The organism is Pacificoceanicola niger, assembly GCF_048553275.1.
In the GTDB taxonomy this organism is placed as follows: domain Bacteria; phylum Pseudomonadota; class Alphaproteobacteria; order Rhodobacterales; family Rhodobacteraceae; genus Pacificoceanicola.
In genome coordinates this window covers 71,861-89,053 of the sequence record NZ_JBLZMW010000004.1, presented here as the reverse complement: position 1 = coordinate 89,053, position 17,193 = coordinate 71,861, and the positions used below count along the sequence as shown (strand labels likewise).

Genomic DNA, 17,193 nt, shown 5'->3' with positions numbered 1-17,193 from the left:
GGAGTGTTTTCAGGCCCGGAGCGGTTCAGATCATCCGGACTTGAGTGCCGATCTCGGTGATCGCGAAGAGCTCCGCAATCTTTTCATTGTACAGGCCAATGCAGCCATCCGACGACGGGCGTCCGATCTTGCGCGTGTCATGGGTGCCGTGGATCAGGTAAGCGGGCCAGTCAAGATACATGGCATGTGTGCCAAGCGGATTGTCCGGCGCGCCGCCCTCGACCGGATGCCAGTCCGGGAAGCGTTCCATCTGGCTCGCGGTCGGGGTCCAGCTCGGCCCGACCTTCTTGCGCACGATTTCGCTGTAGCCGCGTTTGGTCAGCTCATCGGTTTTCGGCACGGAGGTCGGATAAACCCGGTAATCGCTGCCATCGGCAGACCAGTAGTGCAGCGCACGACTGCCCGTGTCGCAAACGATACAGCCAACGCCGAGTGTGTCGAAGTGCTCGCGCCAGTCCTGGCTCACAAAGCTGGAGACATTGCGGCGGATCAAGGGGTCCGCCTGCTGCGCCCGCGCAATCGCAGGAGTAAAGAGAAGCGCCGCGCCGCCCGCCATCAGGCCGCGGCGGGACATCGTGTTCTTGGTCATGAGAGAGACCTTTCTGTCGCCGTTTCGGGCGCCACAGGATCATAGGTGACGGTCAAAGAGAAATCACATACCGTTTACCGGATATGACTGCGCACTTTGCCGCCAACCCTGTCACTTTTTTGTCTTTGCCGCCGTCTTCTTGGCTGGCGCTTTCCTGGCCGCCGGCTTTTTCGCAGGTTTCTTCTTGCCGCTCTTTGCCGCCCGTTCATTGACCAGCTCGATCGCTTTTTCCAGCGTCAGCTTTTCCGGGTCCACATCGTCCGGCAAGGTCGCGTTGATCTTTTCCCACTTGGCATAGGGGCCATAGCGCCCTTCGTAGAGCGCGATCTTGCCGCCGTCCGGATGATCGCCGAGCTCGCGCAGCGCCTTGGCCGCAGCCCCCCTGCCCCGACCGGGGTTGGCGCGTTTTTCGGCCAAGAGCTCGACCGAATGGTTCATGCCGATCTCGAAGACCTCGACCAGTTCCTTGAGGTTCACGTAGACCGGTTTTTCCTCGTCAGGCAGCTGATGCATAATGTACGGGCCGAAGGGGCCGAGCGCCGCCTTGATCTCTCCACCATCGGGGTGCAGGCCAACAATCCGTGGCAGCGTCAGCAGCGTCACCGCCTTTTCCAAGGTGATGTCGTCGGGCGCCCAGCCGGGCATGAATTTCTTGGCGCGGTCCTTCGGGAGGTTGGCCCGGTGGGGCTTTTCTTTCGATGCCGGGTTGATCTCGCCGCGCTGCAGATACGGCCCGTAGCGGCCACTCTTGAGCCAGATTTCGTCGCCATCATCGTGGCCAAGCAGCTTTTCCTCGGCCTCGGTGCCTTCGCCGGTGATCGGGCGCGTGTAAGTGCATTCGGGATAGTTGCCACAGCCAACAAACCCACCCGACCGGGAGGTCTTCAAGTGGAGCTGCCCCTTGCCGCATTTCGGGCACACGCGCGGGTCCGTGCCATCTTCGCGGGGCGGATAGAGCTGCGGTGCCAAAGCATCGTCAAGGATATCGAGCACTTCGGCGATGCGAAGATCAGACGTCTCGGCAATGGCGGCGCTGAAATCGCGCCAGAACTTGGCCAGCAGTTCCTTGTAATCTTCATCGCCTGCCGAAACCTGATCAAGCTCGTTTTCCAGCGCAGCCGTGAAGTCATACTCCACATAGCGCTTGAAGAAATTCAGCAGGAAGATCGTGACGATCCGGCCTTTGTCCTCCGGGAACAGACGGTTCTGTTCCTTGCGGACATATTCGCGGTCCTGAATCGTCGTGATCACCGAGGCGTAGGTCGAGGGGCGACCGATGCCGAGCTCTTCCATCTTCTTGACCAGTGTCGCTTCGGTATAGCGCGGCGGCGGCTGGGTATGGCTCTGAAGGGCCAGGACCGCGCCGTTCTTGGCCAGAACCGCGACGCCGTTCTTTTGCATGCCCTGCGGCGCGGCGCCTTCGACCAGTGTCTCGGCTTTCTCGCCCGCCTTGTCATAAGCCGCTTCGAGCGCACTTCCGTCGAATTTCGCCGGCTCGCCTTGCATGATCTGCGGCAGGCGGTTTCCGTCGCCGTCATCCTCCGGCTCGTCGCGGCCTTCTTCGTAGACCTTCAGAAAGCCGTCGAAAACCACGACCTGGCCGGTCGCCCGCAGGCCAACCTGACGATCGTCGCTCTCGATCTCGACCGTGGTGCGCTCCAGCCGTGCGCCAGACATCTGACAGGCCAGCGTGCGTTTCCAGATCAGATCATAGAGCCGACGTTGGTCCTCGTCCTTGAGCTTCAGCGCGGACGCGTCCTTGGTCATGTCGGTCGGGCGAATACATTCGTGCGCTTCCTGCGCATTCTTGGCCTTGTTCTTGTAGATGCGCGGCTCTTTCGGCACGTATTCGGCGCCGTAGCGATCCTTGATCGCATCGCGACATTCGCTCACCGCCTCGGGCGCCATATCGATGCCGTCGGTCCGCATATAGGTAATGTGCCCGGCCTCATAAAGCCGCTGCGCCGTGTTCATGCACTGGCGAGCGCCCATGCCGAACTTGCGGCTGGCCTCTTGCTGCAGCGTCGAGGTCATGAAGGGCGCGGAGGGATTGCGGCTGGCCGGCTTCGCCTCGACCGACGCGATCTTGAGCTGGCGCTTTTCGATCGCGCTGACCGCCATTTCGGCATCGGTCTCGTTGGCCAGGTCGAAGCGGTCGAGCTTCTTGCCCGCCAGGGTCGTCAGTCGCGCCTCGTAGCTCTGATTGCGCGGCGTGGTCAACTGTGCCTTGACCTGCCAGTACTCCCGCGGGTTGAACGCCTCGATTTCCATCTCGCGTTCGACGATCAGCCGCAGGCAGACCGACTGCACCCGACCGGCCGACCGTGCGCCGGGCAGTTTGCGCCAGAGGACCGGCGACAGGTTGAAACCGACGAGGTAATCGAGCGCCCGCCGGGCGAGGTAGGCCTCCACCAGCGGCGCGTCGATGTCGCGCGGGTTCTTCATCGCCTCTGTCACCGCCTGTTTGGTGATGGCGTTGAAGGTGACGCGGCTGACATGGGTCGATTTCTTGATCGAGCGGCGCTTGGTCAGCGCCTCCTTGAGGTGCCAGGAAATCGCCTCGCCTTCGCGATCGGGGTCAGTCGCGAGGATCAGATTGTCATCGGTTTTCAGCGCTTCGGCGATAGCCGCGACATGCTTGCGCGAGTCGTTGGCGATCTCCCATTTCATCGCGAAATTGTCTTCTGTATCGACCGAACCGTTTTTCGGCGGCAGGTCGCGCACATGCCCATAGGACGCCAGAACCGTGTAATCGGATCCCAGATACTTGTTGATTGTCTTGGCTTTAGCAGGCGACTCGACGACAACGACGGGCATGGATTGGCAAACCTCTTACATCAAATTCCGGCTCTTGACGGCCAGCGTATGGCGATCAGGGATGTGGGGCGCAAGGGGGAAATGTCAATCGCGGCACTCGCGCCCCGGCGGTAACGGCGATAAAGTGGACATGTTTTCAAGCCTGTGCCGCGCGGCGATTTGCCCCGTTCACCGCGACACGATCAGCGCCAGCAGACCGCCCGGCTGTCGCTCGATCCGGCCTTCGAGTTCCAGATCGGTCAGCACCGGCGCGAGCGCGGCGGACGGCGCTCCGATATCGCGCATGAGCTGATCTTCGGCCACCGGCGAGGGTCCGAGCCGGGCAAGGATCTCGCTGTGCAGCCGTGCGACATCCTGCAGGCTCCTGCTCTTGCGCGGCCTTGGGTTTTCCTGTGGCGGATTGGCGACCGGGCCGGCCGCAGGCCGCTCTGGCGGGGCGAGGTCGAGTTCAGGCTGCGCGCGCGCGGCCCGCATCGGTGGCAACGCTTCCAGCACGTCATCCACCGACCGAACCAGGCGAGCGCCATCGCGGATCAGCATGTTGCACCCGCCGGCGCGAGCATCGAGCGGATGTCCCGGCACCGCCAGCACATCGCGTCCCTGATCAAGCGCGTTGCGGGCCGTGATCAGAGAACCGGACTTTGCGGCGGCCTCGATTACCACGACGGCCTGGCTCAAACCGGAGATGATGCGGTTGCGGGTGGGGAAGTGGCGCGCAACCGGCTGCATCCCCATTGGTTGCTCGCTGATCCGGGCACCACCGTATGCGATGATCTGCTCGGCCAGCGGCGTGTTTTCGGCCGGGTATAGAATGTCGACCCCGCCAGCCAGAACCGCGACGGTGCCGCCGGGCATGGACGCAAGGTGGGCCGCGGTGTCGATGCCGCGCGCCAAACCCGACGACACCACATAACCCGCGTCCGATAGCCCTTCGGCCAGACCGCGCGCCATGCGCAGGCCAAGAGAGGAGGCATTGCGCGCGCCTACCAACGCAACCATGGGCCGCAGCATCACCTCGGGATCGCCGATCAGCCAGAGGATCGGCGGCGCATCCGAGAGTTCGGCAAGGTCGGGCGGATAAAGCGGATCCCCGCAACACAGCATGCGCGCGCCCTGCTGCCGGGCGGCGTTCATCTCTGCAAGGGCGGTGCTTTCGGGACAGGCGGAATAGGAGTGGACGCCTGCGGAGCGCGCCACGTCCGGCAGGGCCTCCAACGCGGCCTGCGCGGAGCCATGTTCAGCCATCAATCTCCAGAATGTCGCCACGCCGACCCGGCGTGAGCGCAAGAGACGGAGCCACGACACCCGATCATCTTCCGTGGTGGGTGGGAGTGGGGGGTGAGTGGAAGAGTGTGTATCCTCGAACATCCCGGCTCCGTCATCTTGCAGGTACAGGTTTAGCGCGAGCGCGGTTAATCAAAGGTAAACCGCAGCGCGTGGATTTGCGATAAATCACCAACGCTTTGAAAAAGGGTGACATTAATTTGAATTCATCATGATTGCAGGCGTTTGCGCGGTGCGATGCGGCTGGGATTTGGGAGTCGCCCGCATTTGGCGGATCAAGACAGGCTCGCCCGGACCAAGACCGCACGCCGCAACAACCAGGCTTGCAAGACACCGCCCACCAAAGCGAAAGGCAGGATGATCGGTGTGGCGAGCACCTGCGCCCAGAACAGCCCGATCCCGCCAGCAGCCAGAACCGCGACCAGCCAGCCGCCGCGCCCCCGCCGAAACGCCATATGAAGCACGACAGCCAACGGCAGGTGGCCGAGCCAGCTGAGCAAGAAAGAATAGGCGACCAGAAGTCCGAAGGCTTCAAGCGCGGCACCGACGACCGGCAGGGAGCCCTTGGCCGTGTTGCCGACAAGCGCGAGAAGCCCGCCAAATAACAGCATGGCCACAATCGCCAGCAGGACGGAGGATAAATGATGACCGAGGCGCGGAGCGATCAGATGGGTTGAGCGCACCGGCCTCCAGCCGGGTTCAGACACCCGAGCCGCCCACGGTCAGCCCGCCGATCATCACGGTCGGCTGGCCCACACCCACCGGCACCCATTGCCCCTGCTTGCCGCAGTTGCCCATGCCGGGATCAAGCGCCATGTCATTGCCGAGCGCGCGAATCTGCTGCAGCGCCGTGGCGCCGTCCCCGATCAGCGTGGCTCCCTTCACCGGCGCGCCGACCTTGCCGTTCTTGACCCGGTAGGCTTCAGTACAGCTGAAGACGAACTTGCCATTGGTGATATCCACCTGACCGCCGCCGAAACCCACGGCCCAGATCCCATCCTTCAGATCCGCCACAATATCCTGCGGATCCGCGTCACCGCCCAGCATGTAAGTGTTCGTCATGCGCGGCATGGGAATATGCGCATAGCTTTCGCGGCGGCCATTGCCGGTGGGGCTTACGCCCATCAGGCGGGCGTTCTGCCGGTCCTGCATATAGCCGACCAGCTTGCCATCCTCGATCAGCACGTTCTTGCCCGACGGCGTGCCTTCGTCGTCCACCGTAATACTGCCGCGCCGGTCCGGGATGGTGCCATCGTCCAGAACGGTCACCCCCTTGGAGGCGATCTGCTGCCCCATCAGCCCGGCAAAGGCGCTGCTGCCCTTGCGATTGAAATCCCCTTCCAGCCCATGACCGATGGCCTCGTGCAGCAAGATCCCGGGCCAGCCCGGCCCAAGCACGATGTCCATGGTGCCCGCGGGTGCCGCCTCGGCCTTCAGGTTGACCAAGGCGATGCGCAGCGCCTCGCGCGCCTTGCTCTGCCAATCCTGCGGGTCCAGAAGTCCATCGAGTGTCACACGCCCCCCGCCCCCGGCGGTACCGGTCTCGCGGCGGCCGTTCTCTTCGACGATCACGCTGACATTGACACGGGTCATCGGGCGCACATCCGTGACCAACCCGCCTTCGGGACGCAGAATAGCCACCTCCTGCAGCGACGCCGCGATGGATGCCGTCACCTGGACAACGCGCCGGTCGAGATCGCGCATGAAAGCGTCGATCTCGCGCAGCGTCTCGACCTTGACCGGGAACGCGGCACCAGCGATCGGATCGGCATCGGTATAAAGTGTGCGGTTGGTGCCCGAGGGCGGGGGCGCCATGACCCCGCCACCATCGCCAACAGCGAGCCGCGCGGTTTCGGACGCCCGCTTGAGAGCGCTTTCGCTGATTTCGGTGGCATGGGCATAGCCCGCCACCTCGCCCTTCACCGCACGCAGGCCGAATCCCTCGGACGCGTCATAGCTCGCGGTCTTGATTCTACCGTCATCCAGCACCAGCGTCTCGGATCGCCGCCGTTCAAGAAAGAGCTCGCCATCTTCGGCCCCCGAAAGCGCCTGTCGCAGGAAGGACGTGGCCGCATCGCGGTCCAGATGGGTCTCGAAAGGGCGGAAGAGCGCGTCGGTCATGAGGTCCTCGGTTTGATCCAGATCAAAAAAGCGGCGCTTTGCCGCAAGAGTATGTCTTTAATGGTGCGTCAGAATATGGTTTTAAGCACAGGATACGCAATGGGAGGAGCGGATTCTCAATCCGTCGCGCGCGTTAACGCCTCTCTACGCCAACATGATATACTGACAGACGCACAACCGATCAGGGTGACACATGCAATTGAAATCGATGCTGACCGGCCTTGCCACAGCCTTCATCGCCGCGCCGGCCCTGGCGCAAGATCTCGAAGTGGTCGGTCGCCCGACCGACGGCAAGATGGGCTTTCAGCCCGCCGCGACCGAACTGGCGCGTGACCTTCAGTGGCTTGACGGCCTGCTGCTGTTCATCATCACGGTCATCAGCCTCCTCGTGGTGGCCCTGCTGGTCGTTGCCTACATCCGCTTCAACGAACGCGCCAACAAGACGCCCGGCACCTTTACCCACAACACGCCGATCGAGATCGCATGGACGCTTGGTCCCATCGTGATCCTCGTGTTCATCGGTGCATTCTCGCTCCCGGTGCTGTTCAAGCAGCAGGAGATTCCCGATGGCGACATCGTGATCAAGGCGACCGGCTACCAGTGGTACTGGGGTTATGAGTACGTCGGCACCGATCTCGGCTACGACAGTTACATGCTAGGCCACCCGGCCACCATGACCGGTGAGGATTACGACGCCGGTGCACAGGATTTCGTCCGCAGCGACGCCATGACCGCGCGCCTCGAGCGCGCCGGTTATTCAGGCGACGATTTCCTGCTCGCGACGGACACTGCCGTCGTGGTGCCGGTTGGTAAGACCATCGTGATGCAGATCACCGGCGCCGATGTCATCCACTCCTGGACCATCCCGGCCTTTGGCGTGAAGCAGGACGCGGTTCCCGGCCGGCTTGCCGAGCTGTGGTTCAAGCCCGAGCGTGAAGGCGTCTACTTCGGCCAGTGCTCGGAGCTTTGCGGCAAGGATCACGCCTACATGCCGATCACCGTCAAAGTGGTCAGCGAAGAGGCGTATCAGGCCTGGCTCGAACGTTCGGTCGAGCAAGGTGGTTACACCGACGTTCGTGAAGTTCTGACGAACTGAGCGCCTCCGGGGCTGCTCGCCCCGCCCTGACAAAGGCCAGCGCCCGGGCGGCGCTGGCCCTTCCAAAGACGAAACAACCGCACCCCAAGGGAATGCCATGAGCGACGCAAGCTTTGACAGTCGGCCAATCGAAGGCGAAGCACAGTTCAGCGATTATTTCGCTCTGCTGAAGCCGCGCGTGATGACCCTTGTCGTCTTTACGGCCTTTGTCGGCCTGCTGGCTGCGCCCGTCCCTGTGCACCCCTTCATCGGCTTCGTGGCGATCTTGTTCATCGCTCTGGGCGGCGGGGCCTCTGGCGCGCTGAACATGTGGTACGACAGTGACATCGATGCGGTGATGAAGCGCACGAGGAAGCGACCGGTTCCCTCGGGCAAAGTGACCCGCGAAGAGGCCTTTGCCATCGGCATGACCCTGTCGGTCTTTGCCTGCGTGTTCCTTGGCCTCGCCACCAACTGGCTGGCAGGGGGGCTTCTGGCCTTTACCATTTTCTTCTACGTGGTGATCTACACCATGTGGCTCAAGCGGCTGACCCCGCAGAACATCGTCATTGGCGGCGCCGCCGGGGCCTTTCCCCCGATGATCGGCTGGGCCGCGGCCACGGGCGATATTTCTACCGCCTCGGTTCTGATGTTCTGCCTGACGTTCCTCTGGACACCGCCGCATTTCTGGGCCCTCGCCCTCTTCGTGCGCATGGATTATGACAATGCCACCGTGCCGATGCTGACCGTCACACACGGCCGTCGCGCGACCCGTACGCATATCCTCATCTACACGATCCTGCTGGCCATTTTTGCCCTGGCGCTCGGCTTCACGCAGGTTGGCGGCCCGGTCTATCTCGCTGTTGCGGTGGTGCTGAACGCGCTCTTCCTCAAGGGTGCCTGGCAGATCTGGCGCCGTGACGAAGAGGCGTCCGAAACGGACAACTTCCTAACGGAAAAGAAGTTCTTCAAACTCTCGCTGCTCTACCTTTTCGCGCACTTCGGCGCGATCCTGATCGAGGCGGGCATTGACCGTATGGGAATTTTCGCATGAGCCTGAGCAAACAACACGAACTGCATGGACGTCGGTTCAGCCGAAATCTTGGCGTTGGGCTGACACTGGCTGCGCTTGTCGCGATCTTCTTCGGCATGTCCGTCGTCAAGGTCACGCGAGGCGATTTCCAGATGCAACCGACGGAGGTTCAGAATGGCAATTGATCCCAAGAGCAAAACCGTTCTGCAATTGGTCGGCGTCGTAGGGTTCATGGGCGCGATGGCCTGGGCCTCCGTCCCGCTCTACAGCTGGTTTTGTGCAGTGACCGGCTACGGCGGCTCGACCTCCGTGGCCACGGCCTCCAGCGACGTAATTCTCGACCGCACCATCAAGGTCCGCTTCGACGCGTCGAAGGAACCGTCGATGGCCTGGGAATTCAAACCCATGCAGCCGGAAATGGAGTTGCGCATCGGCGAAGAAGGCCTGGCCTTCTACGAGGCCTACAACCCCACGGATCGCCCCATCGCCGGGCAGGCGACCTATAACGTTGCCCCCTTCGATGCCGGCAATTTCTTCTTCAAAATCGAATGTTTCTGCTTTACCGAGCAGGTTCTCCAGCCTGGCGAGCGTGTCGAGATGCCGGTGGTGTTCTATGTCGACCCGGAGATCGTTGACGATCCCGACGCGAAGTTCACCAACCACATCACGCTCTCCTACACCTTTTTCGAGATCGACCTGCCCGAAGACACGCAGGCCGCTCTTGCCACCGATCCGGGCTCGAAAGCGTCCGTGAACTAACGCCTAAGAGGACTGAAGATGGCGCATGAAAAAAACCACGACTATCACATCCTGAACCCCTCTATCTGGCCGCTCGCCGCATCGGTGGCCGGGTTCATCATGCTTTACGGCGCAGTCCGGTTCTTCCACGATGGTGGACCCTGGATCATGCTGATCGGCCTCGTCGGCGTTCTGTATGTCATGTTCGGCTGGTGGTCCGAAACTGTCGCAGAAAACAAGGCTGGCGATCACACCCCGGTCGTGCAGATCGGCCTGCGCTATGGCTTCATCCTGTTCATCATGTCCGAGGTGATGTTCTTCTTCGCCTGGTTCTGGTCGTTCTTCAAACATGCCATGTACCCGATGCACCCCGATGGCCTTTCGCCACAGGTTGATGGGGTCTGGCCGCCTGCAGGGATCGAAACATTCGATCCGTTCCACCTGCCGCTGATCAACACCCTGATCCTGCTGTGCTCCGGTGCCGCGGCGACGTGGGCGCACCACGCGCTTGTGCATGAGAACAACAACCGCCAGGACATGAAGTGGGGCCTGATCCTTGCCATCGCTCTCGGGGCCATCTTCACCGTGTTTCAGGTATATGAATACAGCCACGCGGCCTTCGGCTTCGCCGGCAACATCTATGGCGCCAACTTCTACATGGCGACGGGCTTCCATGGCTTCCACGTCGTGGTCGGCACCATCTTCCTCTTCATCTGCCTGATGCGGGTCTACGCCGGTCACTTCACGCCGGAATCGCACATCGGGTTTGAGGCGGCGGCATGGTACTGGCATTTCGTTGACGTGGTCTGGCTCTTCCTGTTCGCAGCTGTCTACATCTGGGGCGGCTGATCCGACCGGATGCCAGGCGCTCCGGGCCTCGTAGGGCGGGGTTATACCCCGCACCCGCTTTCAGAGGTTGAACCCGGCGCGACAGAGTGAAAAAAGACAAGGCGCATCCCCACGGATGCGCCTTTGTTGTTTCGAGACGGATAAACCAGACGTGAAACGCATCCTGCCTCCCCTGCTCTTCGGCCTGATCGGCGCGGCGATCCTCGTGGCGCTTGGCACGTGGCAACTGCAGCGGCTCGACTGGAAACGGGGTATTCTGTCCGAGATCGAAACCACCATTTCCGGCCCGGCCCAGCCGCTGCCCACGCTGATCTCTCCCGCCGAGCAAAAATATCAGCCGGTGGAGCTGACAGGCACGATCGCGGATGACGCCCTCTTTGTTCTGGTCTCGGCCAAGCGCATCGGCGCGGGCTGGCGGGTGATCTCTCCCTTCACGACAACAGAAGGCCGCACGCTCCTGCTCGATCGCGGCTTTATCCCCGTCGCGCAAAAGGCCGCCCCCGCCCGTCCCGAGCCTGTCACGATCACCGGCAATCTGCATTGGCCGGACGACCGCAACAGCTCCACCCCCGACAACGACGTGGCCAAGAACACCTGGTTCGCCCGCGACATCAACCAGATGTCGGAAGTCCTGAAAACCGAGCCGTTGCTCGTCATTGCCCGCAGCATGACGCCCCCCGACCCGGGCCTGACCTTGATGCCGGTCGATACCGCCGGTATTCCCAATGATCACATGCAATACGCCATCACATGGTTCTCACTTGCCGTGGTGTGGTTGCTCATGACTGGTGCCTTCCTCTGGCGCCGCAGCAAGGAAGACTGATCCAATGCGTTACGTGTCCACCCGTGGCCAAAGCCCTGCCCTGAGCTTCGAAGAGGCCATGCTGTCCGGTCTTGCCCGCGATGGCGGCCTCTACGTGCCGGAGAGCGTGCCACAGATGAGCGCCGCGGACATCCGTGCGCTGAACGGTCTGTCCTACGAAGAGATCGCCTTTCGCGTCATGCGCCCCTTCGTCGGAGAGACCTTCACCGACGAGGTTTTTGCCGACCTGATCGCCAAGGCCTACGCCGGATTCGGCCACAACGCCCGCGCGCCCCTTGTGCAGCTGGCTCCGAACCATTTCTTGCTGGAGCTTTTCCACGGGCCGACGCTGGCCTTCAAGGACTTTGCCATGCAGCTGATCGGCCAGCTGTTTCAGGAGGCGCTGGAACGGCGCGGAGAGCGCGTGACCATCGTCGGCGCGACCTCCGGCGACACCGGCTCTGCGGCGATCGAGGCCTTCAAGGGGCTCGACAATGTCGATGTCTTCATCCTGTTCCCGCATGGCCGCGTGTCCGAGGTGCAGCGCCGCCAGATGACCACACCGGACGAGGCCAACGTCCATGCCCTCGCCATGGACGGTCATTTCGACGATTGCCAGGCCCGTCTGAAGGACATGTTCAACCATTTCGACTTTCGCGATTCCGTGCGGCTCGCCGGGGTGAACAGCATCAACTGGGCCCGGGTCCTGGCGCAGGTCGTTTACTATTTCTCCTCCGCCGTATCGCTTGGCGCGCCGGATCGCACGGTCAGCTTCACGGTGCCCACCGGCAACTTCGGTGATATTTTCGCAGGCTATATCGCCAAGAAAATGGGCCTGCCGATCGACCGTCTGATCGTCGCGACCAATCAGAACGACATCCTGCACCGCTGCCTGTCAGCGGGGGAGTACAAGACCTCCGAGGTCCACCCCTCCATCAGCCCCTCGATGGACATTCAGGTCAGCTCGAATTTTGAACGCGCGCTCTTTGACGCCTACAATCGCGATGGCAAGGCCGTGGCCCAGCTCATGGACGAGCTGAAAGACGGTGGTTTCAACGTCAGCCAGGGCGCGCTACAGGCGCTGCGCGAGCATTTCGACAGCGGCCGCGTCTCCGAGGAAGAAACCCTGGCGACCATTTCCGAGGCCAACGCCACCATGGGCGAGCTGCTCTGCCCGCATTCCGCCATTGGGGTGAAGGTTGCGGAGACGCTGCGCGATCCGGTCACACCGATGATCACGCTGGCCACCGCCCATCCGGCGAAATTCCCCGATGCGGTGGAAAAGGCCAGCGGCATCCGCCCCCCTCTTCCCTCCCGCATGGCAGACCTGTATGAGCGGTTAGAGCGCGTGACGCGGGTGCCCAACGACCTGTCCGCGCTGGAAACCCTCATTTCGGAGCGCATCGCCAAGTGACCGTTCAAACCGCCACCCTGCCCAACGGCTTCCGTATCGTCACAGAAACCATGCCCGGCCTGCAGTCTGCCTCGCTTGGCATCTGGGTAACCGCCGGGGGGCGGCACGAGCGCGCCGAGCAGAACGGCATCGCGCATTTTCTCGAACACATGGCCTTCAAGGGCACCAAGACCCGCAGCGCGCTGCGGATCGCCGAGGAGATCGAGGATGTCGGCGGCTATATCAATGCCTACACCTCCCGCGAGGTAACCGCCTATTACGCCCGCGTGCTCGAAGCGGACACCGCACTGGCGCTGGACGTGATCGCCGATATCTTGCGCAACCCGGTTTTCGATCCGCACGAAATCGAGACGGAACGGCATGTGATTCTGCAGGAAATCGGCCAAGCCAACGACACGCCGGATGACATCGTTTTTGACTGGCTGCAGGAAAAGGCCTACCCCGATCAGCCGATCGGACGCACAATTCTGGGTGAACAGGAGCGCGTCAAAGCCTTTCAGCGCGATGACCTGTCGCGCTTTGTCGAAGAGCATTACGGCCCTGATCAGCTGATCCTCTCCGCCGCCGGTGCGGTTGATCATGACACCCTCGTCGCACAGGCGCAGGCGCTGTTCGGCGATATGATCCCGCGCAACGCGTCCGGCGCCGACGGCGCGTCCTTCGCCGGGGGCGAAAGCCGCCGTGAGAAGGATCTCGAACAGGCACATTGGGCGCTGGCCTTCGAAGGGCCCGGTTACCGCGACCCCTCCTTCTATACCGCGCAGATTTACTCGCTGGCGCTTGGTGGCGGCATGTCCTCGCGGCTGTTTCAGGAAATTCGCGAAAAGCGCGGCCTGTGCTATACGATCTTCGCCAATTCCGGCGCCTATGCGGACACCGGGATGACCACGATCTATGCCGGCACCTCCGGCGCGGAGATCGGCGAGCTGGCGAATATCACCATCGACGAGATGAAGCGCGCCGCCGACGACATGAGCCAGGCCGAGATCGACCGGGCCCGCGCGCAGATGAAGGCCGGCCTGTTGATGGGGCTGGAAAGCTCGTCGAGCCGCGCTGAGCGCATGGCCCGGATGATCCAGATCTGGGGCAAGGTCCCTCCGATCGAAGAGACCGTGGCCCGGATCGACGCGGTGACGCTCGCGGATGTCTGCGCCTTTGCCGAAGATCAGGCCACGAAGGCGCCGGCGGCCATGGCGCTCTACGGACCGGTCTCGGGCGCTCCGGCGCTGGAGGAGTTGCAGGAGCGCCGAACCGCATGATGTTGAGGGTAAGGCGCAAGCTCAAGCTTGAGACAGAGCGTCTGACGCTCCGCCCCCCTGTGCACGCCGATTTCACGCCATGGTCCAGCCTGCGGCGCGACAGCCGCGACTTTCTCACCCCGTGGGAGCCGACCTGGGCCAACGATCACCTCTCGCGTCGCTCGTTCACCAATCGTGTTTATTGGGCCTCGCGCTCGATCAACGGCTCCAGCGCGATTCCGTTGTTTCTGATTCGCCGCGAGGATGACCGGCTGCTCGGCGCGATCACGCTCGACAACATCCGGCGCGGTCCGGCCCAGTCCGGAACGCTGGGCTATTGGATTGGGGAACCGTTTGCCCGGCATGGCTACATGTCCGAGGCGATCGAAGCCATGGTGCATTATGCCTTCGAAAAGATGGGACTGAGCCGGATCGAGGCGGCCTGCCTACCGGAGAACGTGCCATCGCGCGGGCTGCTTGAGCGCTCCGGTTTCAAATACGAAGGCGTTGCGCAAAGCTACCTGCAGATCAATGGACGCTGGCGCACCCATGTGCTGTACGCCGCCCTGCGCGGCGACAGACGCGGCAAGACCACCGTCGGAATCTGATCGCTACGCGGGCAGATCACAAAGCGTTGATACACCCGTGCGTCTCCGGCGCTTTGGGAAAGGGGACAGCTGGACTATCCTTTCGGAGTATCCGGAGGAGAGACCATGCTTCGACTGCTTGCCGCTTGCCTGATCGCCCTGAGCCTTGCCCCTGCCACCCAGGCGCAGAACACGGCCCCCGACCAACGCAGGCCCAGCCATTGCATCGCAATCGCCGAGGCCGCGCCTGGTATCGAATACCTGCACAAGGCATCATGGACGGAGCCGGTGCCGGAGTATTCCGTCCGCATTCACTATCTGGCTCATGCGTCTTTCCTGATCCAGACACGTGGCGGGCTGGACGCGGTGACCGATTTCACCGGCTTTACCGGCAACACGGCACTGATGCCCGACATCGTGACCATGAACCACGCTCATGACACCCATTGGACCGCTGCTCCGGACCCGGCCATTCCGCATGTGCTGCAAGGCTGGGGCGAGACGCATGGCGCGGGCATCGAGCATCATCTCGACCTGGGCGAGATGCTCGTCCGCAACGTCTCGACCGACATTCGCAGCCGATTCGGCGGGCGCGAGGATGCGGGCAATTCGATCTTCATCTTTGAGGTGGAGGGGCTGTGTATCGGACACCTTGGCCACCTGCACCACGAACCGACGCCGCAGCAATACGCCGCGCTTGGCCGGATCGACGTGCTGATGGTGCCGGTCGATGGCGGTTATACCCTTCCGTTGCCTACGGTGATGCGGGTGACGGAGCGGTTGCGTTCGTCCATCGTCATTCCGATGCACTGGTTTTCCGACTTTGCGTTGGGAAATTTTTTGCGCGGCATGGAAGAGACTTTCGCCATCGACTATGTCGAAGGCCCTTCAATCGAGGTTTCGCTGCGCGACCTTCCCTCCCGGCCAACGATCAAGGTACTGCGCCCGCAATGGCTGCGCGATCCGGATTGAGTCAGTTGCTTGCCGTCAGGAAGTGAAAGGCGCAGCCGTCCGAAATCAGCTCGGGCGGTGTGACGCACAGACCGCGCGCCACCTGAAAGGCGGCGAGGACTTTCGGCACATAATCCCGCGTTTCCGCATAGGGCGGTACACCGTCATGCTTGGCGATGGAGTTTTCCCCTGCATTATACCCGGCAAGCACGAGGATCGGATCGCCCTCGAACTTATCCATCAGGAAATCGAGGAAAGCGACGCCGCCCTTGATGTTCTGGGCCGCATCAAAGCTGTCCGCGACACCAAACCGCTCTGCCGTGGCGGGCATCAATTGCATGAGCCCCTCGGCGCCCGCGCCGCTCCTGGCATCGGCCCGACCGGCGGATTCCACCGAAATCACCGCCAGTGCCAACGCCGGAGAGACCCGCGTGCCGATGCTCGCCATGAGAATGTCCTTGCCATGGGCAGAGGCGATATCCTGCAGTGCCTGCAGCCGTGGCGCACTGACCGCCCCGCCCCGGGGTGACTTGGACAAGCCCGCGAGCGCCTGCGGCAAGCGGCCCGGCCCCGTCGCCGAAAACGCGGGCGAGACCACATCCCAATACCAGTCATAGCTGCCGCCCGGGGTCACTGGAGCCACCGGCGCAACGGCGGCCGTGACCTTGCTTGCCGGAGCCTCCGGCGCCACCGGACGCGGCGGGATCGCGGGCTCGGCGCGCGGCGCGATCTGAACCGTGATGCGCTTCTTCGTGCCCGGTGCGGGCGGTTTCACGCGCTTTGCGCTGAACGAGGGAAACGTCGTCTCCGCCGCAATCGGCGCAGCAAGCGACAAGGCGCAAATCAGCGCCAGGAAAAATCTGGGGGCCATGCTCTGTGCTCGTCTGCCTATTGTTTTTTCCGATAATGACACAAATGCCGCACCACCTCCACCAGTGTTGCCAAGACGTAAACTAAACGGTGCAAATTCCCTACACTATTGCATAGGTGCGCTCTGCCTCCGTGCCGAAATAAACTTATTACACATTTATTTTCATACACTTAGACAATCCCAGCGCAAGTTTTCGCGCCGCTGCAAAATGAAACCAATCAGGCCAAATTCTCGCCGCAAACCAAGTGTTAATTATCCTCATACCGCAGCGAGACGGGGCAAGTGAGAGAGGCCCATCAACGCATCGACGCGGTCCACGTGAGCAAACATATATCTACGGAGAGAGACCATGATGAAATTCCTTAGCACCTTCCGCAAAGACGAAGCCGGCGCCGTGACTGTTGACTGGGTGGTTCTGACCGCTGCTGTCGTTGGCCTGGCCATCGCCGCCTACTCGACCATCGAGACCAACGCTTCGAACCTGATCACCGCAGCCGGTGGTGCAGTGGCAGCTGAAAACGACTTCTAAGTCGATCGCGGCATGATCGCCGCATAAAGCCCGGCGCGCGGGCATGGCCCAGGACGCGCCGGCACCCTTTGAAATTTCATGCCCCAGGCGGGCAAGCAGGAGAATACCAATGCTGAACATGATCAAGAACTTCCGCAAAGACGAAGCCGGCGCCGTGACTGTTGACTGGGTGGTTCTGACCGCCGCCGTCGTTGGCCTGGCCATCGCTGCCTACTCGACCATCGAGACCAACGCTTCGAACCTGATCACCGCAGCCGGTGGTGCAGTGGCAGCCGAAAACGACTTCTAAGTCTTT

At 62.2% G+C, this 17,193-nt stretch carries 18 protein-coding genes; 12 read left to right on the top strand and 6 right to left on the bottom strand.

What is annotated here, in order from left to right; genetic code table 11:
- Positions 1-25 precede the first annotated feature (25 nt).
- The 5 genes from ACN2XU_RS07435 to tldD all read right to left on the bottom strand — a co-directional run bounded on the left by ACN2XU_RS07435 (position 26) and on the right by tldD (position 6,811).
- Complete coding sequence (locus ACN2XU_RS07435) at positions 26-589, bottom strand: L,D-transpeptidase (protein ID WP_419409786.1); 564 nt, start codon at positions 587-589, stop codon at positions 26-28.
- A gap of 111 nt (positions 590-700) precedes the next feature.
- Positions 701-3,406 (bottom strand): type I DNA topoisomerase, encoded by a 2,706-nt coding sequence (gene topA, locus ACN2XU_RS07430; RefSeq protein ID WP_419409785.1) that lies wholly within the window; start codon positions 3,404-3,406, stop codon positions 701-703.
- Positions 3,407-3,574: 168 nt separating this feature from the next.
- The gene (gene dprA, locus ACN2XU_RS07425) at positions 3,575-4,774 is read right to left on the bottom strand and encodes a DNA-processing protein DprA (RefSeq protein WP_419409784.1); all 1,200 of its coding nucleotides are present in this window, start codon (positions 4,772-4,774) and stop codon (positions 3,575-3,577) included.
- Between the two features lie 191 nt (positions 4,775-4,965).
- The gene (locus ACN2XU_RS07420; RefSeq protein ID WP_419409783.1) at positions 4,966-5,301 is read right to left on the bottom strand and encodes a hypothetical protein; all 336 of its coding nucleotides are present in this window, start codon (positions 5,299-5,301) and stop codon (positions 4,966-4,968) included.
- A gap of 88 nt (positions 5,302-5,389) precedes the next feature.
- Positions 5,390-6,811: a metalloprotease TldD gene (gene tldD / locus ACN2XU_RS07415; RefSeq protein ID WP_419409782.1), complete on the bottom strand. Its 1,422-nt coding sequence runs from the start codon at positions 6,809-6,811 to the stop codon at positions 5,390-5,392.
- Between the two features lie 193 nt (positions 6,812-7,004).
- Here tldD and coxB point away from each other — a divergent pair, with 193 nt between their 5' ends.
- The 10 genes from coxB (at position 7,005) to ACN2XU_RS07365 (ending at position 15,519) form a co-directional block, all read left to right on the top strand.
- Positions 7,005-7,907, top strand: a complete 903-nt coding sequence (gene coxB, locus ACN2XU_RS07410) for a cytochrome c oxidase subunit II (protein WP_419409781.1) — start codon at positions 7,005-7,007, stop codon at positions 7,905-7,907.
- A gap of 97 nt (positions 7,908-8,004) precedes the next feature.
- The gene (gene cyoE, locus ACN2XU_RS07405) at positions 8,005-8,940 is read left to right on the top strand and encodes a heme o synthase (protein WP_419409780.1); all 936 of its coding nucleotides are present in this window, start codon (positions 8,005-8,007) and stop codon (positions 8,938-8,940) included.
- Positions 8,937-9,104 carry a cytochrome c oxidase system small membrane protein gene (locus ACN2XU_RS07400; protein ID WP_419409779.1) on the top strand — a complete coding sequence of 56 codons (168 nt, stop codon included), beginning with the start codon at positions 8,937-8,939 and terminating at the stop codon, positions 9,102-9,104. The genes cyoE and ACN2XU_RS07400 overlap by 4 nt, the downstream gene beginning before the upstream one ends.
- Complete coding sequence (locus ACN2XU_RS07395) at positions 9,094-9,678, top strand: cytochrome c oxidase assembly protein (RefSeq protein ID WP_419409778.1); 585 nt, start codon at positions 9,094-9,096, stop codon at positions 9,676-9,678. Before ACN2XU_RS07400 ends, ACN2XU_RS07395 begins: the two co-directional genes overlap by 11 nt.
- 18 nt (positions 9,679-9,696) lie before the next feature.
- Positions 9,697-10,506, top strand: a complete 810-nt coding sequence (locus ACN2XU_RS07390; protein WP_419409777.1) for a cytochrome c oxidase subunit 3 — start codon at positions 9,697-9,699, stop codon at positions 10,504-10,506.
- A gap of 151 nt (positions 10,507-10,657) precedes the next feature.
- Entirely contained in the window at positions 10,658-11,329 is a 672-nt protein-coding gene (locus ACN2XU_RS07385; protein WP_419409776.1) for an SURF1 family protein, read from the top strand.
- 4 nt (positions 11,330-11,333) lie between these two features.
- Positions 11,334-12,722, top strand: coding sequence for a threonine synthase (gene thrC / locus ACN2XU_RS07380; RefSeq protein WP_419409775.1), 1,389 nt, complete (start codon positions 11,334-11,336; stop codon positions 12,720-12,722).
- Entirely contained in the window at positions 12,719-13,981 is a 1,263-nt protein-coding gene (locus tag ACN2XU_RS07375) for a M16 family metallopeptidase (protein ID WP_419409774.1), read from the top strand. The genes thrC and ACN2XU_RS07375 overlap by 4 nt, the downstream gene beginning before the upstream one ends.
- The gene (locus ACN2XU_RS07370) at positions 13,981-14,568 is read left to right on the top strand and encodes a GNAT family N-acetyltransferase (protein ID WP_419409993.1); all 588 of its coding nucleotides are present in this window, start codon (positions 13,981-13,983) and stop codon (positions 14,566-14,568) included. The genes ACN2XU_RS07375 and ACN2XU_RS07370 overlap by 1 nt, the downstream gene beginning before the upstream one ends.
- A gap of 105 nt (positions 14,569-14,673) precedes the next feature.
- The gene (locus ACN2XU_RS07365; RefSeq protein WP_419409773.1) at positions 14,674-15,519 is read left to right on the top strand and encodes an MBL fold metallo-hydrolase; all 846 of its coding nucleotides are present in this window, start codon (positions 14,674-14,676) and stop codon (positions 15,517-15,519) included.
- Position 15,520: 1 nt separating this feature from the next.
- Here the strand turns inward: ACN2XU_RS07365 and ACN2XU_RS07360 are convergent, their stop codons facing one another.
- Positions 15,521-16,369 carry a lytic transglycosylase domain-containing protein gene (locus ACN2XU_RS07360; protein WP_419409772.1) on the bottom strand — a complete coding sequence of 283 codons (849 nt, stop codon included), beginning with the start codon at positions 16,367-16,369 and terminating at the stop codon, positions 15,521-15,523.
- A gap of 349 nt (positions 16,370-16,718) precedes the next feature.
- Here ACN2XU_RS07360 and ACN2XU_RS07355 point away from each other — a divergent pair, with 349 nt between their 5' ends.
- Together ACN2XU_RS07355 and ACN2XU_RS07350 are read left to right on the top strand one after the other, a co-directional pair.
- Positions 16,719-16,898 carry a Flp family type IVb pilin gene (locus ACN2XU_RS07355; protein ID WP_419409771.1) on the top strand — a complete coding sequence of 60 codons (180 nt, stop codon included), beginning with the start codon at positions 16,719-16,721 and terminating at the stop codon, positions 16,896-16,898.
- Between the two features lie 109 nt (positions 16,899-17,007).
- The gene (locus ACN2XU_RS07350; protein WP_419409770.1) at positions 17,008-17,187 is read left to right on the top strand and encodes a Flp family type IVb pilin; all 180 of its coding nucleotides are present in this window, start codon (positions 17,008-17,010) and stop codon (positions 17,185-17,187) included.
- Positions 17,188-17,193: the final 6 nt, after the last annotated feature.